11 protein-coding genes are annotated in these 14565 nt (G+C 73.2%); 4 read left to right on the forward strand and 7 right to left on the reverse strand.

Annotated features, from left to right (window positions below):
• Positions 1 to 68: 68 nt before the first annotated feature.
• Both QP090_RS11640 and QP090_RS11645 read right to left on the reverse strand, forming a co-directional pair.
• Positions 69 to 563, reverse strand: a complete 495-nt coding sequence (locus QP090_RS11640; protein ID WP_285938760.1) for a cupin domain-containing protein — start codon at positions 561 to 563, stop codon at positions 69 to 71.
• 28 nt (positions 564 to 591) lie between these two features.
• On the reverse strand, positions 592 to 963 hold the full coding sequence (locus QP090_RS11645; protein ID WP_285938761.1) for a DUF4267 domain-containing protein: 372 nt from the start codon (positions 961 to 963) through the stop codon (positions 592 to 594).
• A gap of 87 nt (positions 964 to 1050) precedes the next feature.
• Between QP090_RS11645 and QP090_RS11650 the strand changes: the two genes are divergently transcribed.
• Positions 1051 to 1623 (forward strand): TetR/AcrR family transcriptional regulator, encoded by a 573-nt coding sequence (locus tag QP090_RS11650; RefSeq protein WP_285938762.1) that lies wholly within the window; start codon positions 1051 to 1053, stop codon positions 1621 to 1623.
• A 145-nt stretch (positions 1624 to 1768) separates the two neighbouring features.
• Here QP090_RS11650 and QP090_RS11655 read toward each other — a convergent pair whose 3' ends face one another.
• The gene (locus QP090_RS11655) at positions 1769 to 2308 is read right to left on the reverse strand and encodes a putative immunity protein (RefSeq protein WP_285938763.1); all 540 of its coding nucleotides are present in this window, start codon (positions 2306 to 2308) and stop codon (positions 1769 to 1771) included.
• A gap of 319 nt (positions 2309 to 2627) precedes the next feature.
• On the opposite strand from QP090_RS11655, the gene QP090_RS11660 reads away from it, so the two are divergent.
• Positions 2628 to 2990, forward strand: coding sequence for a hypothetical protein (locus QP090_RS11660; protein ID WP_285938764.1), 363 nt, complete (start codon positions 2628 to 2630; stop codon positions 2988 to 2990).
• A 179-nt stretch (positions 2991 to 3169) separates the two neighbouring features.
• Here the strand turns inward: QP090_RS11660 and QP090_RS11665 are convergent, their stop codons facing one another.
• Both QP090_RS11665 and QP090_RS11670 read right to left on the reverse strand, forming a co-directional pair.
• The gene (locus QP090_RS11665; RefSeq protein WP_285938765.1) at positions 3170 to 3904 is read right to left on the reverse strand and encodes a type 1 glutamine amidotransferase; all 735 of its coding nucleotides are present in this window, start codon (positions 3902 to 3904) and stop codon (positions 3170 to 3172) included.
• Positions 3894 to 5144, reverse strand: a complete 1251-nt coding sequence (locus tag QP090_RS11670; RefSeq protein ID WP_285938766.1) for a MurT ligase domain-containing protein — start codon at positions 5142 to 5144, stop codon at positions 3894 to 3896. The genes QP090_RS11665 and QP090_RS11670 overlap by 11 nt, the downstream gene beginning before the upstream one ends.
• Positions 5145 to 5621: 477 nt before the next feature.
• Between QP090_RS11670 and QP090_RS11675 the strand changes: the two genes are divergently transcribed.
• The gene (locus tag QP090_RS11675) at positions 5622 to 7106 is read left to right on the forward strand and encodes a hypothetical protein (protein WP_285938767.1); all 1485 of its coding nucleotides are present in this window, start codon (positions 5622 to 5624) and stop codon (positions 7104 to 7106) included.
• Between the two features lie 137 nt (positions 7107 to 7243).
• Positions 7244 to 8242 (forward strand): hypothetical protein, encoded by a 999-nt coding sequence (locus QP090_RS11680; RefSeq protein ID WP_285938768.1) that lies wholly within the window; start codon positions 7244 to 7246, stop codon positions 8240 to 8242.
• Positions 8243 to 8840: 598 nt separating this feature from the next.
• Here QP090_RS11680 and QP090_RS11685 read toward each other — a convergent pair.
• A complete protein-coding gene (locus tag QP090_RS11685) occupies positions 8841 to 11843 on the reverse strand; it encodes an ATP-binding protein (RefSeq protein ID WP_285938769.1) in 3003 nt (1000 codons plus the stop codon).
• Between the two features lie 169 nt (positions 11844 to 12012).
• Positions 12013 to 14280, reverse strand: coding sequence for a hypothetical protein (locus tag QP090_RS11690; RefSeq protein ID WP_285938770.1), 2268 nt, complete (start codon positions 14278 to 14280; stop codon positions 12013 to 12015).
• Positions 14281 to 14565: the final 285 nt, after the last annotated feature.

A 14565-nucleotide genomic window follows, 5' to 3' on the forward strand; every position in this document is an offset into this window, starting at 1 on the left:
GCTGGGCCCGCAACAGATCATGCGCGCAGCGTCCCAGCGGCCGGAGCACTCTGCCAGGCCCAAAGACGTCAGGGCCTGGCGTCGTCCCAAGCGGTGCTGCTGCGGAAGTAGGTGTCATAGAGCTCCTGGACTTCCAGCAGGCTCTCCGGCGGCACCTTCCCGTAGGCGATGCGCTCCAGGTGGCGGAAGTACTCGAACCGCTCCACACCGGGGGTGATGACGATGAGGAGATCGGCGTCCTCACCCGGGGCGGCGGCGAAGGCGTGCGCGAGGCCGGGCGGAACGATGACCAGGTCACCTTGCTCGGCGGTGACGACCTGCTCACCTGACAGCAACTGCGCCATGCCGTCCAGCACGTAGAAGAGCTCCGCCGAATTGGAGTGGTGGTGCGGCTTGGCGCCGTCGGCGCCGTTCACGAGGCTGACCCGCTGGGTGGAGAGCGCGCCCCCGGTCGAACTGCTGTCGGCCAGCAGCCGGATGGTGGTCGGCGCCCGGCCGATCACCTCGGCCTCGGCGGAACGGACGATCACGGACTCGTCGAAATCCGGTGCGATCAAAGACATCTGCGTGGCTCCTTGCTGGTTCGGATTCTCAGACGGCGAAGAGGAGGGCGGCGCTGATGAGCAGCGCCACGGCGGTGGCGAAGTGGATGCCGAAGGCAACGGCCTTGGTGCCCCCGTGGCGCAGGACGATGACGGTGTCGCCAAGCGGGAGGAGGGCGACGACCAGCATGAACCATGCCTCGGCCTGGGCGTCCGCGAAGGCCAGCAGCACCAGGCCGAGGAGGCCGAAGGTCGCGTCGCGCAGGCCCTTGATCGTCAGGTAGGCCGCGTCCCCGTCTTCCTTGGCCGGAACACCGTATCCGGCGGCGGCGGCACGCGGCACCGCAAAGAACCGCAGGCCGATGAAGACGCAGAAGAGGTTGAGCACGATGGCCAGGCCGTAGGCGATGGGGGTGAGCATGGTGTCTCCAGGTGCTAGCGGTGCTAGGAACGAGATCGACACTAACATGCCAACGACAGGAGCGCTAGCGATGCTAGATTCGATGCCATGTCGATTCAGGAGCGCCGGGAGCGCGAGCGGGCGGAACGGGAAAGATCGATCGTCACGGCCGCGATGGAGCTGGCCGAGGCCGAGGGCTGGGACGCGGTGACCACGCGGCGCCTCGCCGCGCGGATCGAGTACAGCCAGCCGGTGCTCTACAGCCACTTCAAGGGCAAGGGCGCCATCATGGCCGCGGTCGCGGTCGAGGGTTGTGCCGACCTCGCCGCCGACCTGCGCGCGGCCCGCACCGCGGCGACCGGCCCGGACCAGACCCTGGCCGGAATCGGCGCCGCCTATGCCACCTTCGCCGCACAGCGCCCCGCCCTGTACGACGCGATGTTCACCCACATCGTCGATCTGCCGTGGGCCACGCCCGAAGCGCCGGCCGCCCTGCACGAGGCGTTCGACGAGCTTCGTCAGGCCATACGCCCGCACACCGGAGACGACGACCTGGAGGTACTGACCGAGACCTTCTGGAGTGGCCTGCACGGGCTCGTCACCCTGATGCACAACGGCAGACTCCGCCAGGAGGATCACGAACGCCGCCTGGCGCTCCTGGTCAGGCGCTTCTCAAGCTGAGCACGGCTTCCCCGGAGCGGTGTCCAGACGGCACCGCCACCGGGTGGCTCTCGGCGGGCCCGGACGTCCGCATCTCCGCCGACCGGCATACGAGGACGCGGGCCCGCACCCGAGTCCTACCAGCACATCAGCGCACCGCCGGGAATCACCGGAGTGCCGCGTCCAGCTGACGGATGAGTTCCCCGACCCGCCCACCGCCAGGCGGGGCGGCCGGGTAGCGCCTCAGGACGTCCACCACGCCAGGATGCGCGAGGACCCGCGACTGCGCGATGTGGTCGGCTCCAACGGTGGGATCGTCGCCGGCGGAGAGTTCGAACGCCCGTGCGGCATGAGCGGCCGATCCGAGGATGTGCTTGACCTGCGTAGCTTTGGCCAAGGGGTGGAGGAACGCCGCGCCGCACGCGCTGGCGGCAGCACGTGCGGCGTCGCTCGCCGCAGCCTGCCCTGCATCGCGGGTCTCCTGAGCCGCCCGGTGTGCCGCCCAGGCACAGTCACGTAGCACCTTGGTCCGCTCGGCTCCGTCCGCGAACGCCTGCGCCGCGTCGATCGCGGCTCGTGGACGCCGGTCGTCGGGACGTTCACGTTCGAAAACCGCCAATGCAGGCCGCGCGCACGCCACCGCATAGCCGGTGACCTCGCGGAGTTCGGACCGGCTGAGCTCGATCGTCGTGGAGTCATCCGCCATAGCATCATCCTTGTCCATAGGGGCGAAGTCGCTTCAACGCTATCGTTGAACCTTCGGTGTAGACTTTGGCGCCGTTTCCAAGGGTTTATAAGGACGCACCTTCAACACGGCCCAACGATGGCGCGCGAGCACGGCCGGTCCGCGCAGGCGGCGCCCAAGGCGGGATCCTGCCGCCGGCCGAGCACCCGCCGCGCGGCCACCCCGTCTACAGCTCGCGATCAACGACCGGGGTTATCCACAGAACGCGATTCTGTAGTGACATCGAGTGAGGCCCCGGCATGCTGGGAACCGCAGACCTCCCCGAGAAAGGCGGCCTCCCATGCTGCGCACCAGCGCCCTCCACCTCCGCGTGAACGCCGTGGAGACCTACGTGGGCATGACCGAGGACTCCACCGGCATGACCGTCGCCGGCAGGCTGGACGCCCACCATCGCCTGCTCCAGGCCATGCAGGCCACCCAAGCCGACCAGCTCCGGCGGCTCACCGCCATCGAGGCGGTCCTCACCCGATCCGAAGACACTCTGGGCAGGCTGCTGGGCGAAGTCACCGAGAGCGGGACACCGCTGCGGCGTCCTCGCCTCTCTCAGCCCAAGGACTCCGGGCTCCCACCCGCTCCACCCGACTCGCCCCCGCGCCCGCAGCGCCGACATACCCCCGCCACCAGCGAAGCCGGTCAGCACTGAGAGGGGCGTCACATGGGTTCGGCTGAGGCGGGCGGCGCGATCGTGCGCCCACGAAGAGGATCCGACCTGCTCGGTGGGGCATGCGCCGTGTCCATCGGCGCGATGCCCCACCGCTCGGCCCGGCGGGTCGTCCGTGAGACGGCCCGTGGGCATGCCGCGAAGAATCGGCGGAGTTCGGATCAGTTCAGGACGGCGGCGAGGCGTTCCTCGCGGAGACGGCCCGCCCAGGAGTCGTCGATGGGCTGGAGCGGGTGGCCCGCGGCCCAGGTGAGGAGGAGGTCGGCCAGGCCGGGGTTCCGGACGAGGGCGGGCCCGTGCATGTAGGTGCCCAGGACATGGCCGCTGTAGGCGCCCTCGTAGCCGTTGCCGTTGCCGATACCGGCGATGACCTGGGCGAACGGGTGCACGTTCTGGCCCAGGTGGGTGACGCCCTGGTGGTTCTCGAAGCCGGTGATCCGGGGGACCCCCAGCTCGCCCGCGACGTCGCCGACGATCTCGCCGACGGCGCGCTGCGCACCGCGATTGCTGTGCATGTCGAGCAGGCCGAGTCCCGGGACGGGCTGGCCCTCCTCGCCGCCGAACTCGTGGCCGAGGATCTGGTAGCCCGCGCAGACGCCGAAGACCACGGCGCCCTGGCGGGCGGCCTGGATTAGGCCGCCGTCGTTGCGGAGGCGCTGCGCGGCGAGGATCTGCGGACGGTCCTCGCCGCCGCCGAGGAGGTAGATGTCGCCGTCGGGCGGCACCGGCTCGTCGGACCGCAGGTTGACGGTCTGGGTCGGGATGCCGCGCAGCGCCGCGCGGCGCTCCAGGACAATGGTGTTGCCCTGGTCGCCGTAGGTGCTGAGCAGGTCCGGGTAGATCCAGACGATCCGCAGCGGACGGCGGGGGGCGGCTTGCGTGGAGTCAGACGACACGGCCGTACCTCGTTCGGATGTTCTGGAAGGCGGTGTAGTTGGCGATCACGTCGAGGTGGCCCGGAGGCACCGCCATCACGGCCTGCTCGATGTCGTCGACCATGGTGAAGGCGACGTCGGCGGCCTCGAGACGGGCCGCGAGGTCGACGCGCCGCTCGCCGGCCACCCAGATCGGGCGGCCTCGCAGGATCCGGTAGTCGACGTCCCACAGCCAGGAGGTGTCGCGGCCGTCGGGGCCCTGCGCGTTGACCGAGAGAGCGACGGGGCCGGGCGCGGGCTGGAGGACGTCGAAGGCCTCCAGCCAGCCCGCGGGGTTCTTGGAGAGCAGCAGCCGGAGCCGGCGGCCCTCGTGCTCGACGGTCGTGTAGCGGCCGGCGACCGACTTGACCTCGCCGAGCAGCGGCAGCGCGTGCTCGGGCGCGACGCCGAACTGAGCGACGACGGCCAGCGCGACGGCGGCGTTCGACCGGTTGGCGCGGCCCGGCAGGGAGAGCTGCCCGAGCGGGAACGAGCGTCCGTCGGGCGCGACGACCTGGTCGCCGTGCAGGATCCAGTCGGGCCGGGGGCGGGCGAAGTGGCACTGGCGGCAGCGCCAGTCGCTGTTCTCCTCGCCGCCCTGCCGGTCGAGCGGGCCGCCGCACTCGGGGCAGCACCAGGAGTCCTCGCGCCAGTGCTGGCCCGCGGCCACCCAGGTCACGCTCTTGGCGGTCGAGGCCCCCCAGGTGACCAGCGGGTCGTCGCAGTTGGCGATGACGTGGCTCTGCGGGGCCGCCTCCAGCGCCTTGCGCCACTTGCCGGCCAGCAGCCAGATCTCACCGGCACGGTCCATCTGGTCGCGGCTCAGGTTCATCAGCGCGACCACGTTGGCGCCGGTCTCGGCCAGGACCATGGGGAGGTACTTCTCGTCACACTCCAGGACGCCGTACCGGGCGGTCCGCGCGGAGGCGAGGGCGGACACGTGCCCGGTGGGCATGTTCGCGCCGAACGCGTTGGTGGCGACCTCTCCGAGCGGGGTCATCGCCGAGGTGATCAGCCGGGTCGTCGTCGTCTTGCCGTTGGTGGCGCTGACGAGGGCGAGGTTGCGATCCCGGGCGAGCCTGGTGAGGAGCTCGGGATCGAGCCGGAGGCCGATCCGCCCTCCGATCACCGAACCGTCACCCTTGCCCGCGATGCGGGACATCCTCGCGGCCGTACGACCGAGCGCGACGGCCAGCTGCGAACGCAGCGGAAGATCGCTCATGGACTCCGTCTTCTCTGGTGTGTGCCTCTGGGCGCCTCGGAAACCGTTCCGAGCCTAGCCGTTGTCCGACCCGTCCCGTCGCGTCCCGGCGCGTTCCGCCCGATCCGCGCCCCGGGGACGGCAGAATGCGACGAGGCTCACACTGATCCAGGTAAACCACCCGGGGCAATCTTGACCGACGGTGACATGTCGTGATTCGGTGCGAGCCCCGAACGCGGTGAGACAGATTCCCATCAAGGCGCCCAAGAAGGACTCCACCCATTACTTTGTCGGGAGCCCGCGGTTACGTGGGAAGGAGCGCCCGCCGCTGGCGGGCCGATGCTCGCAACGTGGGCGAAGCGGCGATAAGGCGAGGTCTGAGCGATGCAGTGTCCGACGTGCGGTACGAACACGCCCGGGACGCTCGGCAGGTGTTCTCACTGCAACGCACCGATCGACCCGGCCCCGGCGAGCGGTGCGGTCCCGCTGGGCGCGCCGGTGACGTCCGCCGAGCCGTCACCGGCCGACAGCACGATGTTCGTGCCGCCGCCGATGCCCGCATGGGCCCCGGCCCCCGCTGACCCCGCGCCCGCGCCCTCGTCTGCGTCGCCGACGTCCGCCGACCCAGAGGCGACCGCGGCGTGGACGATCGAGGACGACCCCGACACCCCTATGGCGGGCAGCCCTGCGCAGCCGTCCGGGAACGCGCCGGCCGGTGGGTTCGGCGCTCCGCCGCCGCCCGCGTGGGCGAACGACCAGCCAGGCCCCGGCGCGCCGCCCGCCGCGTTCGGCACCGAGACGGCGAACGAGTCGATCGTCCCCGACTCGTGGTTCGCGCAACCCCGCAAGCCGGACGTGCAGCCCGACCCGGGACCCGAGATGTGGACGCCCCAGCCGCCGCCCGACCAGGCGTGGGGCGGCGGGCAGGTACCGCAGGCCGTCCCGGGAGGCTCCGGCGAGGCCGACGCGACGATGGTGGTCGGTCCGAGCGCCGACGGCGCGACACAGTTCGTCCCCGGCCCGGCCGAGCAGCCCTCCCCGCTCGACCAGACGCGATTCGACCAGAGCCCGGTGGGTCAGGGCATGCAGATGCCGCCGGTCGGACAGGGCGCCGGAGCCGGCGGGTTCGGCGGCCCGATGGGTCCCGGCCCGATGGGTCCCGGCGGTATGGGGCCTGGCGGTATGGGGCCTGGCGGTATGGGTCCCGGTGCGATGCCGATGGGGCCCGGCGGCGGTATGGGTCCCGGTGACCCGATGGGTCCCGGCGGGTTCGGCGGCCCGATGGGCCAGGGCGGGCCCGGCGGGCAGGGCGGGACGATGGACGGGTTCGGCGGGTATCCGCAGTCCCCTCCCCCGCACTCGGGCGGGCAGGCGAGCAAGCCGCTCATCATCTCGGTGTGCGCGCTGGTCGCGGTGGCGCTCGTCGCCGTGTGCCTGGTGATGTGGCCGGACGGCAAGAACAAGCCGTCGGCCACGCCGAGCGCGTCGAGCTCCAACAAGCAGCAGGTCGCGGAGAAGCAGAAGCTCCCCGGTCCGGCCCGCGCGCAGGCGGGCTCGGTCAACGAGCTGCTCAACGCCAGCTCCGACACCCGCAAGATCCTCACCCGCGCGCTCGGCGCGTCCCGCACGTGCCGGGACCTGCCCCAGGCGATCAACGGGTTCCGGAGCGTCGCGCAGCGGCGGCAGAACCAGCTCCGCCGCACCCAGAGCCTCCAGGTCGACCAGTTGCAGAACGGGGAGAAGCTGCGCGCCTACCTGCGGCAGTCGTTCCAGTCGTCGCTGGAGGTCGACCAGGTGCTGCTGAAGTGGGCCGAGTTCAACCAGCGCAAATGCAAGGGCAGGCCGCGCCCGGACGCCGGGCACGTCCCGGGCCGCGCCGTCGGCGAGAAGCGCGCCACGGCCGCCAAGCAGCACTTCGTCGCGCTGTGGAACCCGGTGGCCAAGAGCACCGGCCAGCCGCAGCGGCGGTGGACCTCGGTGTGACCGCTCGATCACGACCGCGTCTCGACCCGGCGCGGACCGCACCTGTCAGGGGATGTCGCAGTATCTTGTGACCGTTGGACCTCACGTAAGGGGTTTTTATGCGGTGCCCGGGATGCGGTAGCGACACGACCCCGGCGTTGCCCCGGTGCACCCGCTGCAACGCGCTGCTGGGCGAGGCGACCGTGCACGACGAGTCCGGGGAGTCCGACGCGACGTCCCGGGACCCGCTCGGCGGTCGGCCGGGCGGCCTCTCTCCGCAGCCGCCGCCGGTGCCGTGGTCGCAGAACCCGGAGAACCCGCCGGGCTGGGAGATCCCGCCGCAGCCCGATGCGCCGGGCGCCGGGGAGACGTTCGTCTCGCTGTCCCCGGAGCCGTGGCCTCCCGCGCCGCCGCCCGGTGAGTCGACGCTCTCGCTGTCCCCGGAGCCGTGGGCGGCGTCGCCCCTTCCGCCGCAGCCCCCGTCGCCCGGCGAGGCGACCTTCTCGCTGTCGCCGGAGCCGTGGGAGGAACCGGCGATCTGGCAGCCGCCCCCGCCCCGGAAGCGCAGGGGTCCCTACCTGCTGATCGCCGCCGGGGTCATGGTGCTCGCCGCGGTCGCCCTCGGCATCGTCTTCTGGCCCGGCGGCTCCGGCAAGACCGCCGGCGGGGCGGGGACCTCGGGTCCGCCGTCGCAGAGCCAGGGCGGCACCGAGACGGCGAGCGGCTCACCGTCCGACGCCCCGACCACCACGGCGGCCGGGGCCGACCTCACCCAGCAGGCCAGAGCGGTGGACGCGCTGCTGGCGGAGATGAAGGGCACCCGATCCGACCTCGGCTCGGTGGTCACGGGCGGCTGCGAGCGCGCCGGCCTCGAGCGGATCCGCGACGCGCGCCAGGAGCAGCTCGGCAAGGCGCGGGCGCTGGAGGTGGGCGCCCTCACCAGCGGCACCGACCTCAAGGACGCCCTGGTCCGCGCGCTGGACGCCTCGGTCGAGTCCAACCAGCGCTACCTGAACGCGGCCCCCGGCTGCCCGTCCGACGAGGAGGTGGCCGACATCAACCAGCGGGCCAGCGACGCCAAGAACGAGTTCATCGGCTATTGGGGCCCCGTCGCCGAGCAGGCCGGACTCCCCGCCCGCTCCCCCGACACCATCTGACGCCCACCCAGCACACCCGGCCTCAGCCCCCGGCCACCCGCTCGGCACACAGACAGGCGATGTGCGAGCGTCCGGGCGGGCGACACCCGGGCGGGCATCCGGGCGGGCGGACATACAGGCGGACGGGCGGGCGTCCGGACGTGGGGGGTGGGGGTCAGGGGATGGGGAGGCCCAGATGGGTGGCCAAATTGCGGACGGCTTCGGCCAGGACACCAGGAACCCGGCACGGCTCCCGTCCTGCTCGTAGCCGTCCAGCGACTGGGACCGGCCGCCGAGGTCCAGGAACCAGCCGGCGCGATCAGCGCCGCCACGTGGAAGATCACCAGGCCGGCCAGCAGCCGCCACCGCCAGACCAGCCCGTGCCACGGCACGGCGTAGAGGATCGAGGCGGTGAGGGCGAGGAAGAGGTAGGACGCGGTCATGGCGGGGAGCAGGATCCAGGAGGTGAGCCAGACCGCGGCGATGATCAGGTCGCGGTACAGCCGCAGTCGCCGGGCGCGCAGCGCGTGCAGGATGACCGGCCGGAGGTCGAACTCGAACGAGGGGACGACCCCGCGGTGCTCCTCGTCGATGTACTCCCCGCACGCGGGTGGCGGTATCAGCCGGGCGGCGGACGGTCTCCGGCGAGGAAGGGCAGGCCGGCGGACGGGTCCTCGAACGGGGCCACGAAGCGCTCGGGCCAGCTCAGCACCGGTTCGAGCCATCCGGTGACGCGCATGGTCGTGGCGATGTGCGCGATCTGCTCGTCCGGATCGAGGCCGATCGCGACCACGGCGAGGTCGCGGTAGAAGCCCTCGTGGTCGTCGTCGCCGATCAGCGCGGTGAGCGCGAGCGGACGGTTGCGGTCCAGCTCCATCGACAGCGGATGCCGGCGCAGCGCGCGGAGCCGGTGGCCGAGCTTAGGGTCCGGCGGCTGCTTCAGGCCGGGAAGCTGGTAGTCGAGCGGCGGGGCCGGCGCGTGCTTGTCGGGGGCGCCCTCGCCGTAGGGGAACAGCCGGTCGAGCTCGTGCAGCCAGCGCACCTGCGGGATGACCCAGGTGGCGGGCGGCGGCTCCACCGGGTCGGGTGAGCCGTCCAGGAGCCGCTGGGCGACGCCGGCGGCCGTGGCGGTGAGGCCGGACGGCGGGAACGCGGTGCGGAGCGCCCGGGACCTGCGGGTCACCGCCCTCTCCAGCACCGTCGCGAGCGCGCACTCGCGCAGCCGCGGGGTGAGCCGGGACCAGGTGCGGGCCAGCTCGGCCGGGACGGCGGGCAGCGGACGGCCCGCGACGTGCGCGAGCACCAGGGTGTCGGCCCACAGCCGCAGCCAGGCCCGGTCGGGATGCCCGGCGACCAGGTCGGCCTCGCGCAGCTCGTACAGCGTGCAGGCGCGGCCCGAACGGCATTCGCACCCGCACGCGGCGGACCTGCGGCCGTCCACCGGCGGGGGCGGGCCCGGCAGGACGGCCTCGCGGCCCTCACCGAGCGGCACCCGGACGCGCAGCGGGCGGTCCATCCCGTCGGCGAACACGGCGGCGACGCCGGGACGCAGCGACACCACCTCGCGGGACTGGTCCTCGTCGAGGTTCATCGCGGCGCCCACCTGGTGCCGGTCGTCGTGCGCGGGCAGCCGGTGCACGACCTTCAGCGCGGTGTTCTTGATCACGTCCGGGACCAGCTTGGTGGGGATCTGTTCGGCCACGATGATGCCCTCGCCGTAGGCGCGGATCTCGGCCAGCATCCCGGCGAACAGCTCCACCGCGTGCGAGCTGGTGCGCTCGGGGCCGCGGTTGCGCAGCAGCCGGTGCGCCTCCTCGATCACGATGACGTGCCGCAGCCCGGCGGTGCCGCCGCCGCGCCGGGACCGCATCCGCAGGTGCTCGACGATCCGGATGATCAGCGTGCCCATCAGGAACGCCTTGTCCTCGTCGTTGGCGACGTCCTCGATGGCGAGCACGATGTTGTCGCGCAGCATGCCGCCGATGTCGGCCGGGTGCCCGCCCTCGAAGAACCGTCCGGCCGAGCCGATCCGCAGCGACCGGAGCCGCACGTCCACGAAGCCCTGGACGTCGGCCATCAGCTCGCGCCCGTAGCCGACGTCGCCGATCACCTGGAGCGCGGCGTGCTGGAGCTGCTCCAGGGTCGGGACGGCGGGCTCGATGAGCGAGCCGGGGACGCCGCCGCCGGTCACCACGTCCCAGCCGTTGTTCTCGTACACCCGCTGCAACGCCTGCGCCATGATCTGCGGGAACGGCTCCTCGGCGTCGAACGCGGCCTGGAACAGCGCGCGGACCATGTCGATGTGCGCCTGCACCGGGTAGCCGGGCTCGGGCGCGAGCGGGTTGACCGACAGCGGCACCGCGCCGGGGTCGGACGGGTTGACGACGGTGACGGGCCCGCCGAGGTCCTCGATCCGGCCGGCCATCGCCGCGTACTCCGACTTGGCGGGCTCGATCGCCAGCCAGGGGATGCCCGCGCGGGTGAGCTGCTCCAGCAGGTGCCGGACGGTCTGCGACTTGCCCGACCCGGTCGCGCCGGTGACGAACACGTGCCGGTTGATCGTGGACCGCGGGATGGTGAACCGGCCCACCCGCCGGTCCTGGCCGTCCAGGATCGCGCCGAGTTCGATCCGCGGCTCCGGCGCGGCGGCCTCCGCGGCTCCGTCGGTCTCCGACGTCACGTCGAAGTAGCCGGAGTCGAGCACCCGCACCCCGGGGACCTCGCGGCGCGGCAGCCCGGCGAGCGCGGCCATGGCGCCCGCCGTGGCGGTGAACGGGTAGCGCTGCTCGGTCTCGGCCATCGGGCGCAGCGGCTCGGGCGCCGTGCCCGGCCGCAGCATCTCGCCGAACGTGCCGCCGCCCTGCCCGGACCGCAGCCGGTACGGGTGGTGCCCGAGCTCCATCGAGCCGACCAGGACCGGCGCGATCTGGCCCAGCTCGGCCTGCGACGCCGCGCCCGCCAGTACCCGCACCTGCCAGAGTCCGGCCTCGCGGAAGGCGTCCAGCTCGGCCAGCCGCCGGTCGGCGCGGGCGACCGCCAGCCGGGCCTGCTCGTCCTCGCCGCGGCGCAGCATCCGCAGCTCGTGGTGCAGCTCGCGCATCTCGCCTTCGATGAGCCGCTCGTCGCCCGGGTCGGCCACCACGAACCAGCCGAACGGCCGTTCCATCAGGGTGACGAGCGTCGCCTCGAACAGGTTCGGCGCCTCCACGGCGGCCTTCTGCGGCGCGAGCCGTCCGGGGCAGCGGGTCCACGCCATGCGTTCGGCGTGGGCCAGCCACGCGTCGCCGATCGGCACGCCCCGTCCGCCGCTCGGGAACAGCAGCCCGTGCGCCTCACCGTCCGCACCGGCATCGGACGCGCCGCCCCCGTGCGCGGACCCGTGCGCGGGTCCGGGGGCGCTGATCGGGCCGGCGTTGGTGATGAGTTCGAGGGGCGCTCCCCCGCCGCGCGACAGCCAGCCGACCACGAACGGGCGGCGGCTGCGGGCCGCGGACAGCGCGGCGGGCAGCACGCTCACGAAGTCCCACTCGGCGGACGCGGCCCGCTCCGGTGTCGGGATCGCCTGAATCCGATACCAGGGGCCCGGCAGGAGGCCGGGCGCGTCCACCTCGGCGGGACGCATGCTCGGGGGCGGCGGCCCAGGCGGTCCGGGCGGGGGCACCTGCGGGCCCTGCGCTCGTCCCCTCAGGAGGTGGCGTGGCACAGGGGGCTGCATGCCGGGCGGCGGTGTACCTGGGGGCTGGGTCACCCGTGCATCCTTTCCCGGTCGCTCTCAGCGCGCCACCACACGGTCAGGACGGCGGATCCGCGGCGTGCTTCCCGTTCGCCTTGAGCGGCAAGACGATGCGCGGGTTACGCGGGGCCGCGCCGCGCGGCAGCGCGTGCCGCGCCCGGGACCCGGGGGACGGCGCGGCGAACGGCGCGCCGCCCGTTCCCGGCTTCGGGGCGCCTGGTCCGGACGGCCCCTCCGGCGCGGTCGGCGCGGTTGGCACGGTCGGCGCGGTTGGCACGGTCGGCGCGGTTGGCACGGTCGGATCGACCGGCGGCTTGGATGCGGCGGGCTGCTCCGGATAGGCCGCCGCACCGGACGCGTCGGGCTGCTCCGGCGTGCCCGCTTCGCCGGTGGAGGACGGTCCGGGAGCGTCGCGTTCCACCGCGGCCTGCTCCAGTAGCTCCTGCTCGCGCAGATACTCCTCGAACTGCATCGAGTGCGCGGTGGGCAGGGTGATGATGCCGGGGTTGGCGTCGACCAGCAGGATCCGCCGGCCGCTCGCCCCGGAGTGCGTGAAGATCATCGCGGTGGGCGGGAGCTCCTGGAGCTGGGGCGGGCCGATGAGCAGCTCGCGGTGGCGCTGCTTGCCCGCGGCCGGTGCGCCGTCCGCGCCGCCGGCGCCGTCGCGGCGGCGGGGCGACACGGTGCGGGCCCACGCGGTCGCGGAGCTGATCCCCTCGACCAGCGCGGCGTCGTCGGCCGCCGGGGCGGGCAGCGGTGACCAGGCCGGGTCGGTGAGCCCGTCGCCGCGGACCCGGGCGTAGGCGACCGTGCTGGCGTAGCTCTCGCCCGCGACGTCGAGCAGCGTCTCGCCGGCCGAGTCGGTGATCTCGGCGACCAGCAGCGGCTGGTCGGTGCCGATGTGCTCGGCGGCGACCCGGGCGTCCTCGGGGTTGCCGAGCCGCATGAACCCGACCGCGGCGTGCCCGCGGCGGCCGAGCCGCTCGCGGACGTGCTGCGGGAGCGAGCGGTACATCAGGACCAGCCCGGTGCCGGTGGCCTCGCACGCGTCGATCAGCCGGTCGAGGACGTCGCCGCGCAGCTTCTCGGCGCCGCACAGGAACAGCGTGTGGTCCCACGGCCCGCCGGGCGGCGCCTCGCGGATCCGGTGGGTGAGCGCGGTCGCGACGTAGGTGCCGAGCACCCGGTTGGTGAGGACGCCGGCGCGCCGGTCCATCGACACCACGTGCAGCCGGGACGGCGGGAGCCGGACCTGCTCGGCGGCGAGCTTCTCCAACTTGCGGAGCTGGGCCTCCAGCGCCCACGCGCGCCGGACGACGATGCGGTCGGTGGCGTCGCGGCCGAACAGCGTGGCGACCCGTTCGAGCTGCTCGTCGGTGAGCAGCCCCTTGCGCAGGTCGTCGCGGGGGTCGCCGACCTGGGCCAGCACCCGCAGCGCGGCGGTGATCCGCGGGAGGGTCGCCGCGGGCCCGAGCACGTCGATGATCCGTTCCAGGATCGAGTTGTCGAAGGACAGGTCGCGGGTGCTGCCCTGCTCCTCGCCCGCGCTGACCACCAGCGACAGCACGTCGGCGAGCGCCTCGGGGCCGAGGCCGCGGGTGACGTCCAGGCGGGGCAGGTCGTTCGGCAGCACCCACACCAGGGGGTCGTCGCCGCGGTCGGCGGCCAGCCGCAGCAGGTCGTGCGCGACGGCGCCCTCGGACAGGTCGATGACGGTGAGGCGGGCACCGGCGGCGAGGCGGGCGGCGCCCATGGTGGTGACGGTGGCGGACCAGCCGGCGAGCGTGCCGCCGACGACGTCGACCCGGTCGACGCCGGGCGGGACGGCGACCGGGTACCACTCGCGCTGGGCCTCGTACGCGCGGCTGCGGCGCTCCCAGTCGCGGTAGGCGTCGGCGTGCTCGCGCTCGGCGGTCTCGCGTTCCCGGTCGCGGGCGGCGCGGGCCCGCTCGCCGAGGGCGCGCTCGGCGGCCAGCCGGGCCCGGACGGCGCGCTCGTCCTGCCAGAGCAGGTGGCCGGTGATCCCCAGGATGACCGCGCAGGCGAGCAGCGCCACCAGCGCGAACGCCCAGGGGAGCACGCCCGCCAGGCCGCAGGTCAGGAAGAGCACGTCGCCGACGACGCTGCCGAAGGCCGCGATCCACAGCGGCCGGGCGGCCATGTGCTCGCCGGGCCTGCGGACGGGCGGCGGCACGGGGCCGCGTTCAGGGGACGGGGGTGGGGCGGGAGGAGGCGGTCCCGGGTCGGGATGCACCTGTGCGTAGCGCCAGCCGACATAGACGCGGTCGGCCTGGGTGAACCGCGCCATCGCGGACCCGCTCGCCATGTCCGTCACGTCGAGAGACCCCTGGGAGTTGCGGAATGGTGAGGAACGCCTGGGGCTGGGGTTGGGTGGATTCCTACACCGCACAGAGTAAAGAGGTTCCTGGAGCGACGCGGCATGTTCAACCGAACACGAATCCCAATGACCGACTTGACATGCCAATTCGGTCACCAGGTTCACCTGCGGGAAAGATCGGACAGGGCCCAACGCTGAAGTTGGCCGGATCCGGCCAGCGCGTCGGCGGATTCTCGGGACTTCCGACCGATTTTCCCGGTATCGGGTCACCTC

This window comes from Actinomadura xylanilytica, assembly GCF_030283145.1.
Taxonomy (GTDB): Bacteria; Actinomycetota; Actinomycetes; order Streptosporangiales; family Streptosporangiaceae; genus Spirillospora; species Spirillospora xylanilytica.

What these genes read in the sequence shown, in the direction of transcription:
- QP090_RS11640 (WP_285938760.1), bottom strand. Translation starts at nt 563, where the DNA reads ATGTCTTTGATCGCACCGGATTTCGACGAGTCCGTGATCGTCCGTTCC.
- QP090_RS11645 (WP_285938761.1), bottom strand. Translation starts at nt 963, where the DNA reads ATGCTCACCCCCATCGCCTACGGCCTGGCCATCGTGCTCAACCTCTTC.
- QP090_RS11650 (WP_285938762.1), top strand. Translation starts at nt 1,051, where the DNA reads ATGTCGATTCAGGAGCGCCGGGAGCGCGAGCGGGCGGAACGGGAAAGA.
- QP090_RS11655 (WP_285938763.1), bottom strand. Translation starts at nt 2,308, where the DNA reads ATGGCGGATGACTCCACGACGATCGAGCTCAGCCGGTCCGAACTCCGC.
- QP090_RS11660 (WP_285938764.1), top strand. Translation starts at nt 2,628, where the DNA reads ATGCTGCGCACCAGCGCCCTCCACCTCCGCGTGAACGCCGTGGAGACC.
- QP090_RS11670 (WP_285938766.1), bottom strand. Translation starts at nt 5,144, where the DNA reads ATGAGCGATCTTCCGCTGCGTTCGCAGCTGGCCGTCGCGCTCGGTCGT.
- QP090_RS11685 (WP_285938769.1), bottom strand. Translation starts at nt 11,843, where the DNA reads ATGCGTCCCGCCGAGGTGGACGCGCCCGGCCTCCTGCCGGGCCCCTGG.
- QP090_RS11690 (WP_285938770.1), bottom strand. Translation starts at nt 14,280, where the DNA reads ATGGCGAGCGGGTCCGCGATGGCGCGGTTCACCCAGGCCGACCGCGTC.